Raw genomic sequence first — 18,740 nt, 5'->3', positions numbered from 1 at the left:
TCGCGCGGAGCTGTGTTATGTTTCGTTTGCTGAATCCGTTCAGCACTCCCATTCATGGCTCATCGTCCGCGCCCTGCGAACGGTCGGCCCCGATTTCGCAGGAGCAACAACGTGGTTGATCTGAGTCGCAGGGCGGCACTCGCCCTGCTCGGTCTCGGTCTGGCGGGCACGGCCATCTCCTGGCCACGCCTCACCGGCGGAGACATCCCAGGCCGTGGCGACGACGCCCTCACCGTCGCCCTCTTCGGCACCGCCCAGGACGCCGCCGCCCGGCAGTCGCTCGTGGACGGCTTCCAGAAGCTGCACCCCGACATCCCCGTCCGGATCATCGCGATCCAGGGCCAGGACTGGGGCAACTTCTTCGCGAAGATCCTCACGATGGTCGCAGCGGGCACCCCGCCGGACATCGTGTCGGTGGCGACCGAGGGCACCCAGCTGTTCGCAGAACGTCTTGCCCACCCCATCGACGAGTACGTGCAGCGCGACGCCGCCGAGCTACAGGAGTACTTCGACGACGTGAACCCCTCGCTCATCGAATCGTTCATGTACAAGGGCAACCTGTTCCAACTGCCCGACAACTTCAACGCCGCGAACATGTACTACAACACCTCGGCGTTCGAACGCGCAGGGCTCGAGCGCCCACGGGACGACTGGTCGGTCGACGACTTCTTCACCGTCGCCCGCACCATGCAGGGCAGCGCCCCCGGCTCGTTCCTGCCGTACTTCTGGAACAACCGGCTCTGGGGCGGCGTCGTGCCGTGGCTGTACATCAACGACACGAGCTTCCTCACCGAGGAGAAGGCGCCGGGCGGCGACTGGATGTGGTCCAGGTTCTACCCGAACGAGACGCCCCGCGGCGGCGGCTACCTCTGGGAGCACGCCGACGCCCTCAGCGACCGCACCGTGGAGAGCTTCGAGGTCCTCGAGCGCATGGTCTCCGAGGGGATCGCCGCGAACCCCGCGCAGGGTGGCGGCAACGAGCTCGTCTCCCTCTTCTCCCGCGGATCGGTCGGCATGACGCCGGCCGGCGGGTTCTGGGTGAAGGGGCTCAACGACGCCGGCCTCGGCAACGACGAGTACGACGTGACCTACTTCCCGAAGATGCGCGGCCAGCGGCACCAGTTCGGCGCCGGCGGTTACGCGATGATGCGGACCTCCGAGCGCAAGGACGAGGCGTGGGAGTGGATGAAGTACTGCATCTCCGTCGAGGGGATGTCGATCGCGCATCAGCAGCCCGACTCCTCGCTCCCCCGCCGGTCCCTCAATGCCGAGCTGTACGGCGGCGACATCGGACCGAAGCACTGGGAGGTCTTCTATGACACCCTCGACCGCTTCCCGACGACGGGCCCGATGCCCGCGCCACCCCAGCAGGCCGCCGTCGAGTCGGCACTCGTCAAGAACGTGGTCGGCGCGATCACCAACGGCCAGACCGGGGTCCGCCGGGGCCTCGAGACGATGCAGCGGGACCTCGCACTCGCACTGAAGGGACGATGATGGCACTGCAGTCACCGACGGCGACCCGCGCGCTCGTCGTCCCACCCGAAGCGAAGTCCGGACGCCGACGTCCCGCCCCGCGCGGCAGCCGGTTGCTCGTCTGGGTGTTCCTCGCCCCGACGCTCATCGGACTCGGCCTCTTCAGCTTCGTCCCGATCATCGGCTCGTTCCTGCTGGCGTTCTTCCGCTGGGACATCATCTCGGCGCCCGAGTTCGTCGGTGTCGGCAACTTCGTCGACCTCGCAGCCAACCCGACGGTGCGCGTGTCGTTCCTCAACACGGTCGGCTTCGTCGTGGTCGCCGTGACGCTGCAACTGGCCGTCGCCCTCCTCCTGGCGATCCTCGTGCAGTCCCGCATGCCGGAGTGGATCCGGACCTTCTTCCGCTCGGCGCTGTTCTTCCCGCTGGTCCTCTCGGCGGCGTCCGTGTCCCTCGTGATGTCGTACCTGTTCAACCAGGAGTTCGGCCTCGTCAACGAGTTCCTCGGCCTCTTCGGCGTCGGGGACATCGGCTGGTTGACGACCGGGTTCGGGGCGAAGATCGTCGTGCTGCTCGTCTACGTGTGGCAGAACTTCGGGTTCACCTTCCTGCTGTTCATCGGCGGGCTCGCCGCGATCCCGCGCGAGGTCTACGAGGCGTCGTCGCTCGACGGCGCGCACGGCTGGAGCCAGTTCCGGCACGTGACGCTCCCGCTCGTGAGCCCGACGATGCTCGTCGCCTCCGTCATGGCCATCATCAGCGCCCTGCAGATCTTCGACCAGCCGTACGTCCTCACCCGCGGCGGGCCGGGGGACGACACCCGCACGGCCGTCATGGTGATCTACGAATCCGCGTTCCAACAGCTCGACTTCGGTCTCGCTGCAGCGATCGGCATCGTGCTTACGCTCCTGATCATGCTGGTCACCGCCGCGCAGTTCCGGCTCAGCAAGCGTTTCGTCTTCTACGGATGAGGTCCACGATGTCCACCGCAGTTATCGCCCCGAACCAGACGCGCCGTCGACTGGCCACGGCGGGGAAGTTCCTCGTCCTCATCATCGCCGCCTTCCTCACGCTCGCACCGGTCGTGTGGACGCTCGTCACGGCGCTCACCCCGGCGAACGTCGACACCGGGCAGACCGAGTTCGGCCCCGGCGCGTTCATCGACGTGTTCCAGAAGATCCCGATCCTGCTCTACACCTGGAACAGCGCGCTCGTGACGCTGCTCATCGCCGCCGGGCAGATGCTCAGTGCCGCCATGGCCGGCTACGTGTTCGCGCGCTTCGACTTCGGCGGGAAGCGCATCCTGTTCGGGCTCATCCTCGCCACGATGATGGTGCCGATGCAGGTGACGATCGTCCCGGTCTTCATGCTCATCCGCGGCATGGGGCTGTCGGACACCCTGCTCGCCCTCATCATCCCGATGATCCCGACAGCGTTCGGCACCTTCCTCATGCGCCAGTACTTCATGGGGTTGCCGCCGGAACTCGCCGAGGCGGCACAGATCGACGGTGCCGGGCCGTGGAAGATCTTCTTCCGCATCTACCTCCCGTTGGCTGCGCCCGGCCTCGCGATCGTCGGCATCCTCGCGTTCAACTACCACTGGAACGAGTTCTTCCGACCACTGATCCTCACGATCAGCGAGCAGAACTTCACCCTCCCGCTCGGGCTCGTGACCCTGCAGGGCAACCTCGGCACCGGGTCCGTCGCGACCGTGCTCGCCGGCGTCGTCCTGTCGATGATCCCCGCCGCCCTCGTGTTCGTCTTCGGGCAGAAGCCGTTGCGCGAGGGACTCACTGCCGGCGTCAGCAAGTGACCGACGTCGACACCCGCACCGCGATCCGAACCACCTCGACCAGACCGATCTCCGACCGAAAGGGAGCCATGACCGGCCTCCAGTCCCAGCAGCACGCCGACCGCAGCTTCCCGCGGTTGCACCCGAGGCCCGAGGCCGGCTGGGTGAACGACCCCAACGGCATCATGTTCGTCGACGGCCGCTGGCACGTCTTCTTCCAGTACAACCCGGGATCCGCCCGGCACGAGGACATCCACTGGGGACACACGAGCTCCGCGGACCTGCTGGCCTGGGAGGAACACCCGGTCGCCCTGCACCCCCGCCCTGGCACCACGGACGGCTTCGGGTGCTGGAGCGGCGTCGGGGTCATCGACGACGGTCTGCCGGTGGTCGTCTACTCCGCCGCCCGCGACCGACACGGGCGCTCCGAGGTGGTCGTCGTGCACGGCTCGGCCGACGCCCGCGACTGGAGCGGTGAGCGCGTCGTCGCCGCCGCCCTCCCCTCGGACGAGCGGGTGACGATGGTGCGGGACCCGTTCCTCTTCGAGCTGGGCGGGCGCCGCTGGGCGATCCAGGGCGCCGGCCGCTCCGACGTGGGCGGCGCACTGCTGCTCTACCGCGCGGACGACCTCGACGCCTGGACGGAGGAGGGGTACCTGCTCGACGCCGAGGCGCCGGTGGTCTCGGACCTCGCGCCGTGCGAGGGCTGGGAGTGCCCGCAGCTGGTCCAGGTGGGCGAGGACTGGGTGCTGATCATGTCGCTGTGGTTGGACGGGCAGCCGCACCGCGGGGTCGCGTGGGCGCTCGGCTCGCTGACCATCGATGAGGGCACCGGCCGCCCCGGGTTCAGCGCACGCCGCACCGGCCTCATCGACGAGGGCTCGAGCTTCTACGCGCCGCAGGCCGTGCAGTCCGACGGCTCCGACGGGCAGCCGGCGCGCGTGCTCCTCTGGGGGTGGGCGCAGGAGCTCGCGCCGGACGGCGTCCGCGGCCGGACCCAGGCGGAGGTCGACGAGCACGGGTGGTCCGGCATGCTGACCTTCCCGCGCGAACTCGTCGTCCGCGACGACCAGGTCGAGCTCGTCCCCGCCAGGGAACTGACGGCGCTCCGGGCCGAGCCGGTCGAGGTGGCCGCGCTCCCCGACCAGGCCGAGGTCGTGTTGACCGGAGCTGGGACCGCGGCACTCGTCCTCGGCGGCTCGGCGGAGCAGACCGTCTGGCAGGGCGAGCTGGCCACCGGTGACGAGGTGCGGGTCCTCATCGACGCGTCGATCGTGGAGATCCACCGGACCGGCCGTCCGGCCCTCACCTTCCGCGCCTACCCCTCGGACGGCGAGCACTACGCCCTGCGGCACGACGCGGGCGTGACGGCGGAGGCGTGGTCGCTGCGGGTCCCGACGCCGACCGCCTGATCCGCTGACGAGCGGGTCGTCTGAGAATCTGGCGCCGAGGGCAGACCGCGCACCATGCGTGGCCCCTCGGCGTCAAGGTCTCCACCCGGGTTCGCGCAGCGGCGTAGCGTCCCCGTATGACGACCGACACGCCACGACGCCTCGCACCGGACCTCGTCGAGCTGAGCCTCCGCCGGGCGAAGCGGCCGAGATCCATCCTCGCCGGACCCTACGGACACCCGCTGCACGCCGTGGCGGTGACCGTGCCGATCGGGGCGTGGACGGCGAGCCTCGTCTTCGACCTGGCCACCCGCTTCGTCGCCAAGCCGGCGTCGTTCGCCCGCGGTGCGACCTGGCTCGTGGGCATCGGCCTCGTCGGTGCCGCCGACGCCGGGTCGCTCGGTCTCCTCGACCTGCGCACCATCGATCGAGGCACCCACGCGCGGCGCATCGCCCTCGTGCACCTCACCGCGAACGTCGCGGCGTCGTCGCTCTTCGCCGGCAGCTGGCTCGTGCGATCGCGGTCGCGGCACCACCGGGCCGGGGTCGCCGGGGTGCTCCTGAGTCTCGTCGGCTACGGCCTCGTAGGCCTGTCCGGTGTGCTCGGTGGCGAGCTCACCTACCGGTACGGCGTCCGCGTGGCCGACGAGGACACGCAGCGCAGCGGCTTCGCGCCGGCGGGCGACGGCCTGCCACAGCGCTGACCGCGGGCACCTTGCTAGGGTGAGCGGAACGTCGGGCCGGGGGTCGGGCCGACGTCCTCAGGGGGAACGATGCGCGGACGCACGGCCATGCTCACGATCGGGGTGCTGGCGCTCGCGCTCACCGGCTGCACCGCCCCGCTGCCGCCCGCACCCGACGCCACCCAGGCCGTCGACGAGACGGTGACCACCAGCGACAGCGTGTGCGGCATGCAGACGGTGGAGACCACGAACACCCTCACCGCCGCGCCGACGAACCAGTGGGAGCTCGTCGGAACCATCGCCGTCACGGCCGAGAACAGCGGCGGCGGCCCCTTCGTCGTCCGAGAGAACGAGCGGTTCTGCTTTGCGCGCACGGCGTACGGAGCCCTCGCCGCGGCGGTCAACTACACCGCGTTCGCCTCCGAGACCAACCCGGAGGTGCTCGCCGGACTCGTCCCGATGCTCGTCGCCCCTGGGCCCGGGCGTGACGCTGCGCTCGCGACGCCCACCGCCCTCCCCAACGGTGCGCTCGGATCACCGCAGGTCGCCGGCTTCGCGATCGATGCGTACGACACCGACGCGGCCATCATCGACCTCGTCTGGGTCGACGCGGACCAGGGCGGCGCGCTCGTCAGCTCCCCCGTCTCACTACAGTGGGTCGAGGGCGACTGGAAGGTCGTCCTCGACGATCGGGCGCAGTCACCACTGCCGGCGGCGGTCATCGACTCCCTGGACGGCTACCTGCCCTGGTCGGACGACTCGCGCTGACCGCGCGAACGTCGGGCGATGGGGCACGGGGCACCCACCGCCCGACGCTCACGCGCATCCGCGACTACCGCGCGAGGAACTCCAGGACGACCCGGTTCCACTCCTCCGCGTGGCTGACGTTCACGCCGTGCGGAGCTCCCGCCACGACGTGGAGCGTCGACGACGGGATCGCCGCATGCGTCCGCGCACCGGAGCCCTCGAGCGGCACGGTCGCGTCGCTGTCACCGTGGATGACGAGCGTCGGCACGGTGACGTTCGGCAGGTCGTCGCGGAAGTCGGTGTTCGCGAACGACGCCATCGCCTCGAGGGCGGCCGGCTTGAAGGCCTGGTGCGCAAGCGCGAGTGCCTCCTGACGCTGCTCCTCGGTCACCTTGAGCTCACCGTCGACCGAGAAGAAGTCGGTCGTGAACTGGTCGTAGAAGGCGTCCTGGTCGGCCGTCAGACCGGCCGTCATCTTCGCCGCTTCACTGACGGCAAGCGGGCCGTCCGGGTTGCCGGGCGTCTGCAACAGGTAGGGCGGCACGGCGGAGGCGAACACCGCACTGTGGATGCGCTCGGCCCCGTGGCGGGTGAAGTAGCGGGCGACCTCGCCGCCACCCATCGAGAACCCCACGAGCGTGACGTCGCGCAGGTCGAGCGCCTCGAGCACGGCCTGCAGGTCGTCGGTGAGCCGGTCGTAGCCGTAACCGGTCAGCGGCTTGTCGCTGCGACCGAATCCACGTCGGTCGTACGTGACGACCCGGTAGCCGGCAGCCTCGAACGCCGGGACCTGTTCCTTCCAGGATTCGCCCGACAGCGGCCAGCCGTGGATGAGGACGACCGGGCGGCCGGAGCCGCCGGTGTCGTCGACGTGCAGCTTCGTGTCCTTCAGCAGGCCGTGGTGGGCGGTGATCTCCGTCATGGCATTCCTCTCCCGGGCTGCGCGTCGCAGCCCCTCGTCCTCAGCTTCGGAGCTGCCGCTCGGAACCGATGGGGGCTTGCGACCGGCCACGCGATGTCCTAACCCTGCCGGTCGACGCTTGCAGCTCACCGTTGGGGCGGCAGCAGTCCCAGTCTTCGAGCGGTGGCCAGGGCGTCCTCGCGGGAGTCGACGTCGAGCTTCCGATAGACGTTCCGGAAGTGGAACTTCACCGTGTTCGCGGACACGTACAGCTCCAGCGCGATGTCCTGGCGGCTGCGTCCCTCGGCCGACAGGAGGAGGATCCGGCGCTCGGTCGCGGTGAGCTCCACGAGGTGCGCGCGCTCGGGTGTCGGCTCGGGGCTCGACACCAGCATGCGGTCGATCCGGGTGTGCGTGTCGCTGGGTGTCATCGTGCCGAGCAACTGACGGAGCGGCGTCCGGGGTGCGACCACGAAGGGGGTGAGCATCCCCGTCCGCGCCGTGGTCGCGATCGCCTGCATGAGGTGTCGCCGGCCGTCCTCGTCGGACGCGTCGGCGAGCGCCGAGGCGATGAGGAGGTCCGTCTGCGCGCCCGCGTCGATGTTCACCTCCGCGAGGCCGGCGGTGGCGAGTTCGCGGGCGAGCGGTTTGCGATCGGTGAGGAGCGCGAGACGCGACGCGACGGCGGCCGTGTAGGCGTTCCGGTCGCGGTCGTCGAGGAGCGCGCTCGCCTCGGTGGGGCGTTCGAGGGCGAGCAGCAGGGAGGCCTCCACCGCATCGAGGAGTCGTTCCGCGCCGGCCTGACGCAGGCTGCGACCGGCGAACAAGCGGGTGCGTTCGATGATCTGCAACGCCGCCCGCCGGTCGCCCCAGAGGAGCGCGTACTGCGCCTGGGCGTAGGTGATGAAGGGCGCCCAGGACCGCTCCCGGTTCACCTGCAGTTCGAGGGACGCGAGGGCGGCCTGCGCGGCGGGTTGGTCCATGCGGGCGATCGCGATGAGCGCCCGGGCGATCGCCCCGGACAGGCGGACGAGCGGCACCATCCAGCCATGGGCGCCGTCACCTTCGTCGTGTCGTTCGAGCCAGCGCTCCGCATCGACGATCTCGCCGCGGACGGCGTTCAGCAGGGCCAGCTTGCCGGAGGCGTCCGGCCCGTTCCGGCCGTCCCAGGACTCGGAGCGGAGTTCGTAGGCCTCACGCAGCACCAGGCTCGCCTCGTGGTGGTCGCCGACGAGCAGCTTCGTGATCCCCACCTGCAGCAGGGCGGTGGGCACCCTGGGCACGAACTCGTTCGGCTGGTGCACGCGGGCCCGCCGGGCGAGCTCCTCCGTGATCCTCGCGTAGTGCAGCGCCTGCTGATGCCGGCCGTGCACCCGGTAGGCGATCATGAAGGCGGTCGCCGCACTCAGGCTGATCCGGGCGAGCTCGGAGCGGGCACGGTCGCGGAGGTCGTCCGGCTGGATCGGGAGGTCGACCCGGCCGGCAGAGTGGTCGAGTCCGTCGGTCTCGCCGCGGATGTTGAGCCGGATCTCGCGAACGGCGAACACGATCGGGTGGGCGGCGAGCATCCGTGCCGGGAGGGCCCGCAGTGCCCGGTCGAGCGTGGGCAGGTCGAGGGCCATGAGGATCCCCCACTCGTGCTCGATCACCGAGACGACGGTCTCCCACTCCTCATCCTCGATGGCGGTTGCGAGGAGTCCGGTGACGGGGGCGACGTCTGCGGGGTGCAGGAACCCGGCCCCCAGGGAGGGAAAGTACCTATTCCGACCGATGTGCACGCGTCCACCCTAGGTGACCCTCACCTGTCGCGGAACATCCGGGGCTGGATGGGGGGTGGTCTTTCCCCGATCCACCCGAACGGCAGCCCTTCCACCGGTCTACTGATCGTCGGCCCCTCAGCTGGGGCCAGGTTTTCGGCGGGCGAACCGCCGCATCACGGGGAGGCAGCACACATGCAGCAGCACACGGCTCGAAGGCGCCATCGCGCGCGATGGCGGAACCGGTGGCAGGCACCGTCCGCCGGTCGCACCACCATGGGGATCATGGGGGTGACCCTCCTGTCGGCGCTCTCGCTCGTCGGGGTGGGGTCGAGCGCACAGGCGCTCCCCGGCACCCCGGGAACCGCGCAGAGCGGTTCGGTCGTCTACTCGGAGGACTTCGAGAGCGGGACCGTCTCCCCCACCTCCCTCCAGGACTACGTCGGTGCGGACGGCGCCCGGTACACCTCGGACCCCTCCTGGCGCGACCAGACGCAGTGCAACGGCACCATCACGAGCTTCGCCTCCTCCGCCGAGCCCCTCTGCCTCGCCGCGACCGCCTCGGGTGAGGGCCGCACGCGGCAGCTCGCCTGGGCCCTGGGCGGCGGCGACACCACCAACCACTCCGTCAGCGCCTGGACGTCCACGCAGACGCTGACGATGAACCCGCCGAACGCGGTCGAGTTCGCGACGGTCGACCCGATCGCCCTCGTGAGCGCGAACCGCTACCTCACGACCTCGGTCGACCTCGCCGCCGTCTCCTGCAACGCGTCGCAGCAGCCGATCCTGGAGTTCTTCCTCGCCGACGACCAGGGCACCGAGCACTCGGTCGGCGCGATCAACGGCTGTACCGCTCCCGGCTCCCGCTCCGTCACCGCTCCCGCGACCGGTGCAGCCGGGGCCGAGACCGTCCGCGTCGGTACCTACGTATCGCCCGGGGCCGTCCTGCTCCCGGGAGCGACCGTCGGCATCGTCGCACGGAATCTCACCGGTGGTGGCACCGCCGGCAACGACCACGCGTTCGACAACATCCAGGTGCTCGACGTCTCGCCGCAGCTCGACAAGTCCTTCAGCCCGGCGAGTGTCGTCGCCGGCGAGACCTCGACGCTGACGCTCACGGTCACGAACACCGATGAACTCGCTGCGAAGAACGGCTGGTCCTTCACGGACGCGCTGCCCGCCGGCCTGACCATCGCCGACGGCGACGCCTCGACGACCTGCCCCTCCGGCGTGGTCACCGCTCCCGAGGGCGGTACCTCGGTCGCCGTCACCGGGAACCTCAGCCAGGGCATGACGTCCTGCGCGATCACCGTCGAGGTCACCTCGCCGGTCGCGGGGACGTTCACGAACGGACCCGACAACATCACGAGCGTGGGCCTCAACCCGCCGGCGGACGCCACGGTCGAGTTCGTGCCCCAGGCTCCCGCGATCACCGTCGTGAAGTCGGCGTCGCCGGTCGCGGCCGAGTACGCCGTCGGTGACGAGATCACGTACTCGTTCGTCGTCACGAACACCGGCAACGTCCCGCTCACCGATGTGCAGGTCGACGAGGGGGCGTTCACCGGAACCGGTGACCTCTCCGACGTCGTGTGCCCGGCCGGTGCCGCGACCCTCGCGCCGACTGCCGCCATCACCTGTGAAGCGACGTACACGATGACGCAGGCCGATGTGGACGCCGGCACCGTGACCAACTCGGCCACCGCGACGGGGACGCCGCCGCAGGGCCAGCCGCCGGTGTCGCCGCCGTCCGAGGTCATTATCCCGGGCGTCGCGCAGGCCCCGGCGCTCACGGTCGTGAAGTCCGCGACGCCGACCACGGTCTCGACCGCCGGCGAGGACGTCACGTACTCGTTCCTCGTCACCAACACCGGCAATGTCACGCTCTCGAACGTGTCCGTCGTCGAGGGTGACTTCTCCGGCACCGGCGAGCTGTCCGACGTCGTCTGCCCGACAGGGGCCGCGTCTCTCGCTCCGGCTGCGACGGTCACCTGTGAGGCCACCTACACGGTCACCCAGGCCGACGTCGACGCAGGTTCCGTGACGAACACCGCCACCGCAACCGGCACCCCGCCCGGTGGTGGCACTCCTCCGGTCTCACCGCCGTCGGAGACGACCGTCGAGTTCCCGGCAGCACCCGCCATCACGGTCGTGAAGTCGGCGACGCCGACCACGGTCTCGACCGCCGGTGAGGACGTCACGTACTCGTTCCTCGTCACCAACACCGGCAACGTCACGCTCTCGGACGTCGGCGTCGTCGAGGGTGCGTTCACCGGCACCGGGGCGCTGTCCGACGTCGTCTGCCCGGCAGGGGCCGCGTCCCTGGCGCCGGCTGCAACGGTCACCTGTGAGGCCACCTACACGGTCACCCAGGCCGATGTCGATGCCGGCTCCGTGACGAACTCCGCCACCGCGACGGGCACCCCGCCCGGTGGCGGAACGCCCCCGGTCTCACCGCCGTCGGAGACGACCGTCGAGTTCCCGGCAGCACCCGCGATCACGGTCGTGAAGTCGGCCGACACCGCCGCCCAGGACCGCCTCACGGTGGGCCAGGTCGTCACGTACTCGTTCCTCGTCACCAACACCGGCAACGTCACGCTGACGAACCCGCGCGTGGTCGAGGGCGACTTCTCCGGAGCCGGCGAGCTGTCCGAGGTCGTCTGCCCGACGGACGTCGGCCCGCTGGCGCCCGGAGCGACCGTGACCTGCGAGGCGACGTACACCGTCGTGCAGGCCGACGTCGACGCCGGACAGGTCACGAACTCCGCGACCGCGACCGCGACGCCGCCGAGCAGCGTGACGGGCGTCCCGCCGGTCTCGCCGCCGTCCGAGGTGACGATCCCGTCCCCGCCCGTGCCCGGCCTCTCCGTCGTCAAGACGGCGGACGTCGAGCGCGCGACAGCGGTCGGTCAGGTCATCACCTACTCGTTCCAGGTGACGAACACCGGCAACGTCACGCTCCGTGACGTGGCCGTCACCGAGGGCGACTTCACCGGGACCGGCATCCTGTCGGCGATCACCTGCCCCACGGGCACGGCGCTCCTCGCCCCCGGACTCCAGATCGTGTGCACCGCCACGTACACCGTCACCCAGGCCGACCTGAACGCGGGATCCATCCGCAACACCGCGTTCGGCACCGGGACGACCCCGGGCGGCGACCCGTTCACCTCTGACCCGTCGACGGTCACGGTGAGCACGCCGGGTCCCGTCCTCGCCTCGATGGGCGCGAACGTGGCACCGCTGGCGATCGGCGCGGCGGTCCTGCTGTTGCTCGGTGCCGCGCTGGTCGTCCGACGCCGTCTGCACACCGGGCGCTGATCCGGAACTGATCAGGAACTGATCGACACGGACGGGTCGGGCCTTCGGGCCCGGCCCGTCCGTGCGTGTGCGTGAGGGTCTCTCGTTCAGGCGCCGACGAGCTCGCGCTGCGCGGCGGCGCTCCGCCCGTTCCGCGCGAGCTGACGCCGCACGTACCAACCGCCCTCGTAGCTCTGGTCGGGGAGCGCGGCGAGCGCCGCGAGGTCCTCGCTGCCGAGGCCGTCGCGCGCTGCTTCGCGGACGAGGTCGTAGCGGGTGGCCGGGTACTCCATCGTCGAGAGGAAGACGTCGAGGGCCGGGTCGGTGCTGATGTCGGTGATCACGGTGGTCATGTCATGCCTTTCTGCGGTGAAGGGGTCAGGGTGCGGTCGCGCTGAGGACGATCGCGAGGGCGGGGACGGCCAGCAGCGCGGCCCAGCCGACGATGCACGCGGCGGCGATGCCGACGAGCAGGATGTAGCCGCCGACCGCAGTGCCGAGGTCCCGGAGGATGCCGCGTCGCGGTGTCGGGGTGACGCGACGCATGGTGCGCGGCAACGCGGTGAGGGCGGCCAGTGCCTGACGTGGGGCGTCTCGTCGACGGTCGGTCAGCACGGCGGGGTCGGTGGTCATCTCCTGCTCCAAAGAATCTGTGTTGATCGCTACAGATTTTTTATACGACAGACGTTCAGTGATCGCAAGTCGTCGGTGCAGGGCTTGACGGCGACGTGCTCATCCGCTCCGGTGATCAGCCGACGGTGTCGGCGACGGCATTCCAGCGGAGACGCTCGGGATCGGCGTCCCACTCTTCGAGGACGCCGGCAACGGAGGCGACCGGGAACGTGGTGATCAGGCGACCCGCGACCCCGTAGACCACCGCGGACGACGACCCCGCAGCTCCCACGACCGCGAGGCGGCGCGCTCCGTCGGGACCCGCCGCGGATCGCACCGGCTGGTCCAGTGCCGGGAGCGCCGCAGCCGTCACCCGTGCCAGCAGCGTCGCCTCGCGAGCCCACGGGACGAACGCGTCCGCCGGCAGCGCGAACGCGCCGGCGAGCGCGCCATCGAGCCAGCGCTCGCGCTTCAGGCCGTAGGGGGTCGGCACCGTCGACAGCAGGTAGCCGTAGGTGTGGAGGAGTCCGGCGTTGCCGATCGGCCAGGCGGCTCGGAGTCCGGCCCGCTCGTGCAGCGCCTCGAACAGCGCACGGGCGACGACCGGCGTGCCCGTGTGCTCGTCGACCACCGTGGACGCACCCCAGACGGCGAAGCGGTGGGCTGCGGCATCCTCGTCGATCGCCGGACCGAGCCAGGAGCACTCGTCGAGCACGCTGCCCGGTTCCACCTCGGCACGCCGCGCCAGCTCCTCGATCGTCACAGCACCACAGCCTAGGGGGCCCGGTCCTCGACGAATTCACCCGGCGTTCACGTTGCGTGGTGATTGCGTCCACACTCGTTGGTCATCATGGACGCAGCGTCCGCAGGTGCGGTCGCACGAACGACACGCTCAGAAGGAGCGCCTGTGCCCCCCACCATCCTCTTCGACTTCGACGGGACCCTCGCCCTCGGCGACGGACCGATCACGGCCTTCGCCCGCGCCATCGCCGAGCGCACCGCGGACGCCTCGTTCGCCGCCCGCGCCGAAGCGGCCATCGCCGACTTCGCGGCCGGCACCGCCGACGCCCGGGACGGCTACGACGCCGTCACCCGGATCGCCCGCGACCAGGGCGTCGACGCCGCCGTCATCGGAGCCGCCTACGACGACTCCCGAGCGCTCCTCGGCACCGACGAGGCAGCGGTGGTCTCCCCCGACGGCCTGGCGGAGTTCCTCGACACGCTCAGCGGCCACGCCCGCCTCGTCCTGGCCACCAACGCGCCCGGCGACGGCATCACGGAACTCCTTGACACCTGGGGCGTCACCGAGCGGTTCGACGCCGTGCACTTCGCCGTCGGTAAACCTGCCGGGCTCGTCCCCCTCATCCGCGAGGCCCTCACCACCGGCCCGCTCCTCGCCGTCGGCGACATCGTCGAGAACGACCTGGCGCCGGCCACCGAGCTGGGCGCCGACACCGCGCTCGTCGGAGCGACGTTCGAACGGTCCACGGCCGACGCGACGATGCGCGGGCAGTCGCTCGCCGACCTCTACGACCGGATCCTCGACTGGGCACGATCCGCATCGTCCGCCCCCGCGTCCTCCTCCGACTCCACGTCTTCCTCCTCCACCCTGCAGTCCTGATCACCCTCACTCTCCGAAAGGCACCCTGAACATGCGCAAGATCCTGCTCGTCTCCGGCGTCGCGGCCATCACCGCCCTCGCCCTCGCCGGCTGCAGCCCCGCCGCCTCCACCCCCTCCGCCACGGGAACCGCCGCCTGGCCGGACTCGATCACCATCTCCCTCGTCCCCTCCGTCGAGGGCGAAGACCTCGCGGAGGCACTCGACCCGCTCACCTCCTACCTGTCGGAGAACCTGGGCATCGAGGTGAACGGGGTCGTCGCGACCGACTACGCCGCCACCGTCGAAGCGCTCGGCAGCGACCAGGCGCAGGTCATCATCACCGACGCCGGTTCCCTCTACAACGCGACCGAGCGGTACGACGCGAACCTCGTCCTCCGCGACGTCCGGTTCGGGGCGACCTCGTACGCCTCCGTCGCGTACACGAACAACCCCGACAAGTACTGCGACGACGCACCCGTCATGGTCACCTACGCGGCGAGCGACACCCCGCTCTCCTACTGCAACGGGATCGAACCGGGTGCCGAGGCCGCGACCGGCTCCGGACCGGCGGCACTGAAATCCCTCGACAAGATCTCGAAGGGCACCAAGGTCGCCCTGCAGGCCGCGACCTCCCCCGCCGGCTACCAGTACCCCGTCGTCGCCATGCGTGACGCCGGCATCGACACCGACGCCGACATCACCCAGGTGCCGGTCGAAGGCAACAACAACGCGGTCCTCTCCGTCTACAACGGTGACGCCGAGGTCTCCTTCGGCTACTGGGACGCCCGCACGACCGTCCTCAAGGAGGCGCCCGACGTCGCCGACAAGGTCGTCGCCTTCGCGTACACCGAGATGATCCCGAACGGCGGCGTCGCGGTCTCCAAGTCGCTCCCGAAGGACCTCACCGAGCAGCTCACCAAGCTCATGGCGGGCTACGCGGACTCGTCCGACGAGGCGAAGCAGGTCATGTTCGACCTCGTCGGCCTCTCCGGCTGGACCGACAAGACCGCACCGGACGAGATCACCCGCTACGGCGAGATCCTCGACCAGTTCTCGAACTGACCAGGCGCCGTCCTGTCCCCCACCCCACCCGTCACTCCCTCCAGGAATCCGGTGCATGAACACTGATCAGCATCGCGCGGAGGCCCGAGCCCAGCTCGCGGCCTCCGCGTCGTGGTCCATCCGTCTCGACGACGTCTCGGTCACCTACCCGAACGGCACGAGGGCGCTCCGCAACGTCTCCCTCGACATCGCCGCCGGCGAGATGGTCTCCGTCGTCGGGTTGTCCGGCTCCGGCAAGTCGACGCTCATCCGCACGATCAACGGCCTCGTGCCCGCGACGAGCGGGACCGTGACCGTCGGCCCGCACCTCGTCACCGGTCTGCGCGGCCGCCGACTCCGCAGCCTCCGCGGGCACATCGGCATGATCTTCCAGGGATTCAACCTGGCCGACCGCGCCAGCGTGTACCGCAACGTGCTCGTCGGACGGTTCGCCAGCACGCCCACCTACCGGACGCTGCTCGGGCTCACGACGGTGACCGACCGGGAGCTCGCCCTGCGCTCGCTCCAGTCGGTCGGCATGCTCGACAAGGTCTGGACGCGCGCGGCACAGCTCTCCGGCGGACAGCAGCAGCGCGTCGCGATCGCCCGCGCGCTCACGCAGCAGCCGAGCGTCATGCTCGCCGACGAACCGGTCGCGAGCCTCGACCCGCCGACCGCGCACACGGTCATGAACGACCTGCGCCGCGTGAACACCGAGACGGGTCTCACGGTGCTCGTCAACATCCATCTGATGGACCTCGCCCGCACCTACACGACCCGCATGATCGGACTACGTGACGGCGAACTCGTCTACGACGGGTCCGCTGCCGACGCGACCGAAGCGGACTTCGAGCGCATCTACGGTCGTCCCATCCAGCCGGACGATCGGCTCGACCGGTGACCGCCACCGGCACCGACTGGAAGCTGCCGCCGAAACCGACGGCGAGACTCCGCACCGCCCTGATCCTGGGAGCGGTCGCCGCGTTCACGATCGCGACGTGCCTGCCGGCGATCGGTGGCGTGCAGCTCGACTTCGGCGCGCTCATCAGCCACTGGGACAACGGTTCCGGGCTCCTCGTCCAGCTGTTCCAACCCGACTTCGCGTTCCTGCCGCGGACCGTCCAGCCGATGCTGGAGACCCTCCAGATGGCGCTCGTCGGAGCGGTCGCGGCCGCACTCCTATCGGTGCCGCTGACGCTGTGGGCGGCCGCACCGACGAACCCGAACGCGGTCTCGCGTCGTGCGCTGCGCGCCGTCGTCAACGTCGTCCGCGCCGTCCCCGACCTCGTGTACGCCACGATCCTCGTCGCGATGGTCGGCGTCGGAGCACTGCCCGGCCTCCTGACCCTGTTCCTGTTCGACATCGGCATCATCGTCAAGCTCGTCTCCGAGGCGATCGACTCCGCAGACCACCCCTACCTCGAGGCCGGTCGGGCGGCGGGCGGCACACAGACGCAGATCAACCGCGCCACCGTCCTCCCGCAGGTGTGGCCGCTGTTCGCGAACCAGTGGCTGTACACGCTCGAACTCAACGTCCGCATCTCGGCCATCCTCGGAATCGTCGGCGCGGGCGGCATCGGGCGCCTCCTCGACGAGCGCCGGGCGTTCTACGCCTACGACGACGTCTCGATCATCGTGCTCGAGATCCTCGTCGTCGTCGTCCTCATCGAGATCGCGTCGAACCTGCTGCGGAGGCGCCTCGTATGAGCACCATCGACCTGCGGCCCGAGCTGCCGCGTCACCCCTCCCGTCTGCTGCCGACCCTCGCCGCCGTCGCGGTCGCGATCGTCGTGGTCGCGGCCACCGCCGGCCTCCCCATCGACTGGAGCGATCTCGGCGCGGTCCCGGCGCAGCTGGTGCACTTCGGCGGGCTCATGTTCGAGAGCCCCAACTGGGAGAAGCTGCCTCGCGCCCTCACCGAGATGTGGCGGTCGATCTCGATGGCCTGGATCGGCGCGATCCTCTGCGTCCTCATCTCGATCCCGCTCGGCATGCTGGCCGCCCGATCCGTCGGTCCGGTCTGGCTGCGGCTCCCGTTGCGCGGCGTGTTCGCCGTCATCCGCGCCGTGCCCGAGGTGATCATCGCGCTCATCCTGCTCACCATCACCGGGCTCACCCCGTTCACCGGGGCGCTCGCGCTCGGCATCGCCGGCATCGGCACGCAGGGCAAGTGGGTGTACGAGACGATCGAGTCCGTGCAGGAGGGCGCGTCGGAGGCCGTGCGCGCCGCAGGTGGTGGCACGGCCGAGGTCACCCGTTGGGCACTCTGGCCCGCCGCCGCCCCTGCCCTGCTCTCGCTCGCGCTCTACCGCTTCGAGATCAACCTCCGTACCTCGGCGGTCCTCGGGCTCGTCGGAGCCGGCGGGATCGGCAGCATGTTGGCCAACTACACCAACTATCGGCAGTGGGATACAGTCGGGATGCTGCTGATCGTGGTGGTCGTGGCGACCATGACGATGGACGCGATCTCGGGGGCGATCCGCCGCCGGATCACGCAGGGGCCGGGCGTCCGGACCACGCGCGCCACCCGCACCACCCTTCCCGCCCGCACGACGAGGAGCCGCAATGTGGACAGGGTCGGCTGACGCCCCACCGACGGCGCGGATCGCGATGCTCGCGCCGTCGCTGCAACCGAGCGAACGACGCGTGGCCGAGACGGTCGCCCTCGACATCGAAGCGAGCATCGAACGCACCGCGCAGGAGGTCGCCGACCTCGCCGGGGTCGGGCGGGCGACGGTCATCCGGACGGCGCAGTCGCTCGGCTACGAGGGCTACCCGCAACTCCGGGTCGCCCTCACCCGTGAAGTCGCCCTCGGCACGCCGGCCGCGCGGAACGACGGCGACGACACCATGCTCGGCTCGCTGCGTGGTGCCATCGACCGGTTCGCCGGTCGGCTCGGGCAGACGACGTCGGCCATGACGGAGGAGACGCTCGAGCGCTTCGTCCAGGTGCTCGACGAGGCCCCGCGGCTGCTGATCGCCGCGAACGGCCTCTCCTCGCCCCTCGGCTCGGACCTCGCCATGCGTCTCATGTCGGCCGGGCGCCCCGCCGAGTACCTGCCCGACACCATCGGTCAGCGGATCGCGGCGACCCACCTCGGGCCGGGTTCGGCGTGCCTCGTCCTCTCCGGCTCGGGGGCCAGCCGTGCGTCCGTCGAGGTGGCCGCCGCCGCCCGCGCCAGCGGTGCCACGGTGCTCGCGATCACCTCGTTCCCCCGATCCGCGGTCGCCGAGCTCGCCGAGGTGGCGCTCATCGTCGCCCCCATCGACGCCACCTTCCGGGACGAGCTCGTCCACACCTCGCGGGCCGCCATCATGCTCGTCACCGAGTCGGTCGTCGGCCTGCTCGTCGCCCGGCGCGGCGAGCGCGCGCAACGCGCCCAGTCGGCGACGCTCGCCGTCATCAGCGACTCGCTCTCGGACGACGCCTCGGGGTGATCCCGGGGCG

The 18,740-nt window shown here is 70.5% G+C and carries 18 protein-coding genes; 13 read left to right on the top strand and 5 right to left on the bottom strand.

Annotated features, from left to right (window positions below; genetic code table 11):
• The first annotated feature begins 111 nt into the window (after positions 1-111).
• The 6 genes from QRN27_RS13045 to QRN27_RS13020 all read left to right on the top strand — a co-directional run bounded on the left by QRN27_RS13045 (position 112) and on the right by QRN27_RS13020 (position 6,107).
• Complete coding sequence (locus QRN27_RS13045; protein ID WP_285042592.1) at positions 112-1,494, top strand: extracellular solute-binding protein; 1,383 nt, start codon at positions 112-114, stop codon at positions 1,492-1,494.
• A complete protein-coding gene (locus QRN27_RS13040) occupies positions 1,494-2,444 on the top strand; it encodes a carbohydrate ABC transporter permease (protein WP_082456108.1) in 951 nt (316 codons plus the stop codon). Before QRN27_RS13045 ends, QRN27_RS13040 begins: the two co-directional genes overlap by 1 nt.
• An 8-nt stretch (positions 2,445-2,452) precedes the next feature.
• Positions 2,453-3,286, top strand: coding sequence for a carbohydrate ABC transporter permease (locus tag QRN27_RS13035; RefSeq protein WP_082456107.1), 834 nt, complete (start codon positions 2,453-2,455; stop codon positions 3,284-3,286).
• A 68-nt stretch (positions 3,287-3,354) separates the two neighbouring features.
• Positions 3,355-4,677 (top strand): glycoside hydrolase family 32 protein, encoded by a 1,323-nt coding sequence (locus QRN27_RS13030; protein ID WP_285042591.1) that lies wholly within the window; start codon positions 3,355-3,357, stop codon positions 4,675-4,677.
• Positions 4,678-4,793: 116 nt separating this feature from the next.
• A complete protein-coding gene (locus tag QRN27_RS13025) occupies positions 4,794-5,360 on the top strand; it encodes a DUF2231 domain-containing protein (RefSeq protein WP_285042590.1) in 567 nt (188 codons plus the stop codon).
• A 69-nt stretch (positions 5,361-5,429) separates the two neighbouring features.
• Positions 5,430-6,107: a DUF8175 domain-containg protein gene (locus QRN27_RS13020; protein ID WP_285042589.1), complete on the top strand. Its 678-nt coding sequence runs from the start codon at positions 5,430-5,432 to the stop codon at positions 6,105-6,107.
• 64 nt (positions 6,108-6,171) lie between these two features.
• Here QRN27_RS13020 and QRN27_RS13015 read toward each other — a convergent pair whose 3' ends face one another.
• On the bottom strand, positions 6,172-7,008 hold the full coding sequence (locus QRN27_RS13015) for an alpha/beta fold hydrolase (RefSeq protein WP_285042588.1): 837 nt from the start codon (positions 7,006-7,008) through the stop codon (positions 6,172-6,174).
• Positions 7,009-7,133: 125 nt separating this feature from the next.
• Complete coding sequence (locus QRN27_RS13010) at positions 7,134-8,765, bottom strand: helix-turn-helix transcriptional regulator (protein WP_285042587.1); 1,632 nt, start codon at positions 8,763-8,765, stop codon at positions 7,134-7,136.
• A 264-nt stretch (positions 8,766-9,029) separates the two neighbouring features.
• Between QRN27_RS13010 and QRN27_RS13005 the strand changes: the two genes are divergently transcribed.
• Complete coding sequence (locus QRN27_RS13005; RefSeq protein ID WP_285042586.1) at positions 9,030-12,059, top strand: CLIPPER-2 domain-containing protein; 3,030 nt, start codon at positions 9,030-9,032, stop codon at positions 12,057-12,059.
• Positions 12,060-12,145: 86 nt separating this feature from the next.
• Here QRN27_RS13005 and QRN27_RS13000 read toward each other — a convergent pair whose 3' ends face one another.
• From QRN27_RS13000 to QRN27_RS12990, 3 genes are all read right to left on the bottom strand, one after another.
• Positions 12,146-12,391: a DUF2795 domain-containing protein gene (locus tag QRN27_RS13000; protein ID WP_285042585.1), complete on the bottom strand. Its 246-nt coding sequence runs from the start codon at positions 12,389-12,391 to the stop codon at positions 12,146-12,148.
• Positions 12,392-12,416: 25 nt separating this feature from the next.
• Positions 12,417-12,671: a hypothetical protein gene (locus tag QRN27_RS12995; protein ID WP_285042584.1), complete on the bottom strand. Its 255-nt coding sequence runs from the start codon at positions 12,669-12,671 to the stop codon at positions 12,417-12,419.
• Positions 12,672-12,786: 115 nt separating this feature from the next.
• Positions 12,787-13,413: an amino acid deaminase gene (locus tag QRN27_RS12990; protein WP_285042583.1), complete on the bottom strand. Its 627-nt coding sequence runs from the start codon at positions 13,411-13,413 to the stop codon at positions 12,787-12,789.
• A gap of 144 nt (positions 13,414-13,557) precedes the next feature.
• On the opposite strand from QRN27_RS12990, the gene QRN27_RS12985 reads away from it, so the two are divergent.
• Genes QRN27_RS12985 through QRN27_RS12960 form a run of 6 tightly spaced genes read left to right on the top strand, consistent with a single transcriptional unit; the run spans position 13,558 to position 18,730 of the window.
• Positions 13,558-14,271, top strand: a complete 714-nt coding sequence (locus QRN27_RS12985) for an HAD family hydrolase (protein WP_285042582.1) — start codon at positions 13,558-13,560, stop codon at positions 14,269-14,271.
• Positions 14,272-14,302: 31 nt separating this feature from the next.
• The gene (phnD, locus tag QRN27_RS12980; RefSeq protein ID WP_056013183.1) at positions 14,303-15,313 is read left to right on the top strand and encodes a phosphate/phosphite/phosphonate ABC transporter substrate-binding protein; all 1,011 of its coding nucleotides are present in this window, start codon (positions 14,303-14,305) and stop codon (positions 15,311-15,313) included.
• A 55-nt stretch (positions 15,314-15,368) separates the two neighbouring features.
• On the top strand, positions 15,369-16,193 hold the full coding sequence (gene phnC, locus QRN27_RS12975; RefSeq protein ID WP_285042581.1) for a phosphonate ABC transporter ATP-binding protein: 825 nt from the start codon (positions 15,369-15,371) through the stop codon (positions 16,191-16,193).
• On the top strand, positions 16,190-16,999 hold the full coding sequence (gene phnE / locus QRN27_RS12970) for a phosphonate ABC transporter, permease protein PhnE (RefSeq protein ID WP_285042580.1): 810 nt from the start codon (positions 16,190-16,192) through the stop codon (positions 16,997-16,999). Before phnC ends, phnE (QRN27_RS12970) begins: the two co-directional genes overlap by 4 nt.
• The gene (gene phnE / locus QRN27_RS12965) at positions 16,996-17,877 is read left to right on the top strand and encodes a phosphonate ABC transporter, permease protein PhnE (protein ID WP_285042579.1); all 882 of its coding nucleotides are present in this window, start codon (positions 16,996-16,998) and stop codon (positions 17,875-17,877) included. The genes phnE (QRN27_RS12970) and phnE (QRN27_RS12965) overlap by 4 nt, the downstream gene beginning before the upstream one ends.
• Positions 17,858-18,730 carry a MurR/RpiR family transcriptional regulator gene (locus QRN27_RS12960; RefSeq protein ID WP_056013189.1) on the top strand — a complete coding sequence of 291 codons (873 nt, stop codon included), beginning with the start codon at positions 17,858-17,860 and terminating at the stop codon, positions 18,728-18,730. Before phnE (QRN27_RS12965) ends, QRN27_RS12960 begins: the two co-directional genes overlap by 20 nt.
• Positions 18,731-18,740: the final 10 nt, after the last annotated feature.

The sequence above is a fragment of the Plantibacter sp. LMC-P-059a genome (assembly GCF_030209505.1).
Classification (GTDB): Bacteria; Actinomycetota; Actinomycetes; order Actinomycetales; family Microbacteriaceae; genus Plantibacter.
Note: the sequence above shows the minus strand (reverse complement) of the source record. Positions and strands in the feature narration are given on the sequence as shown.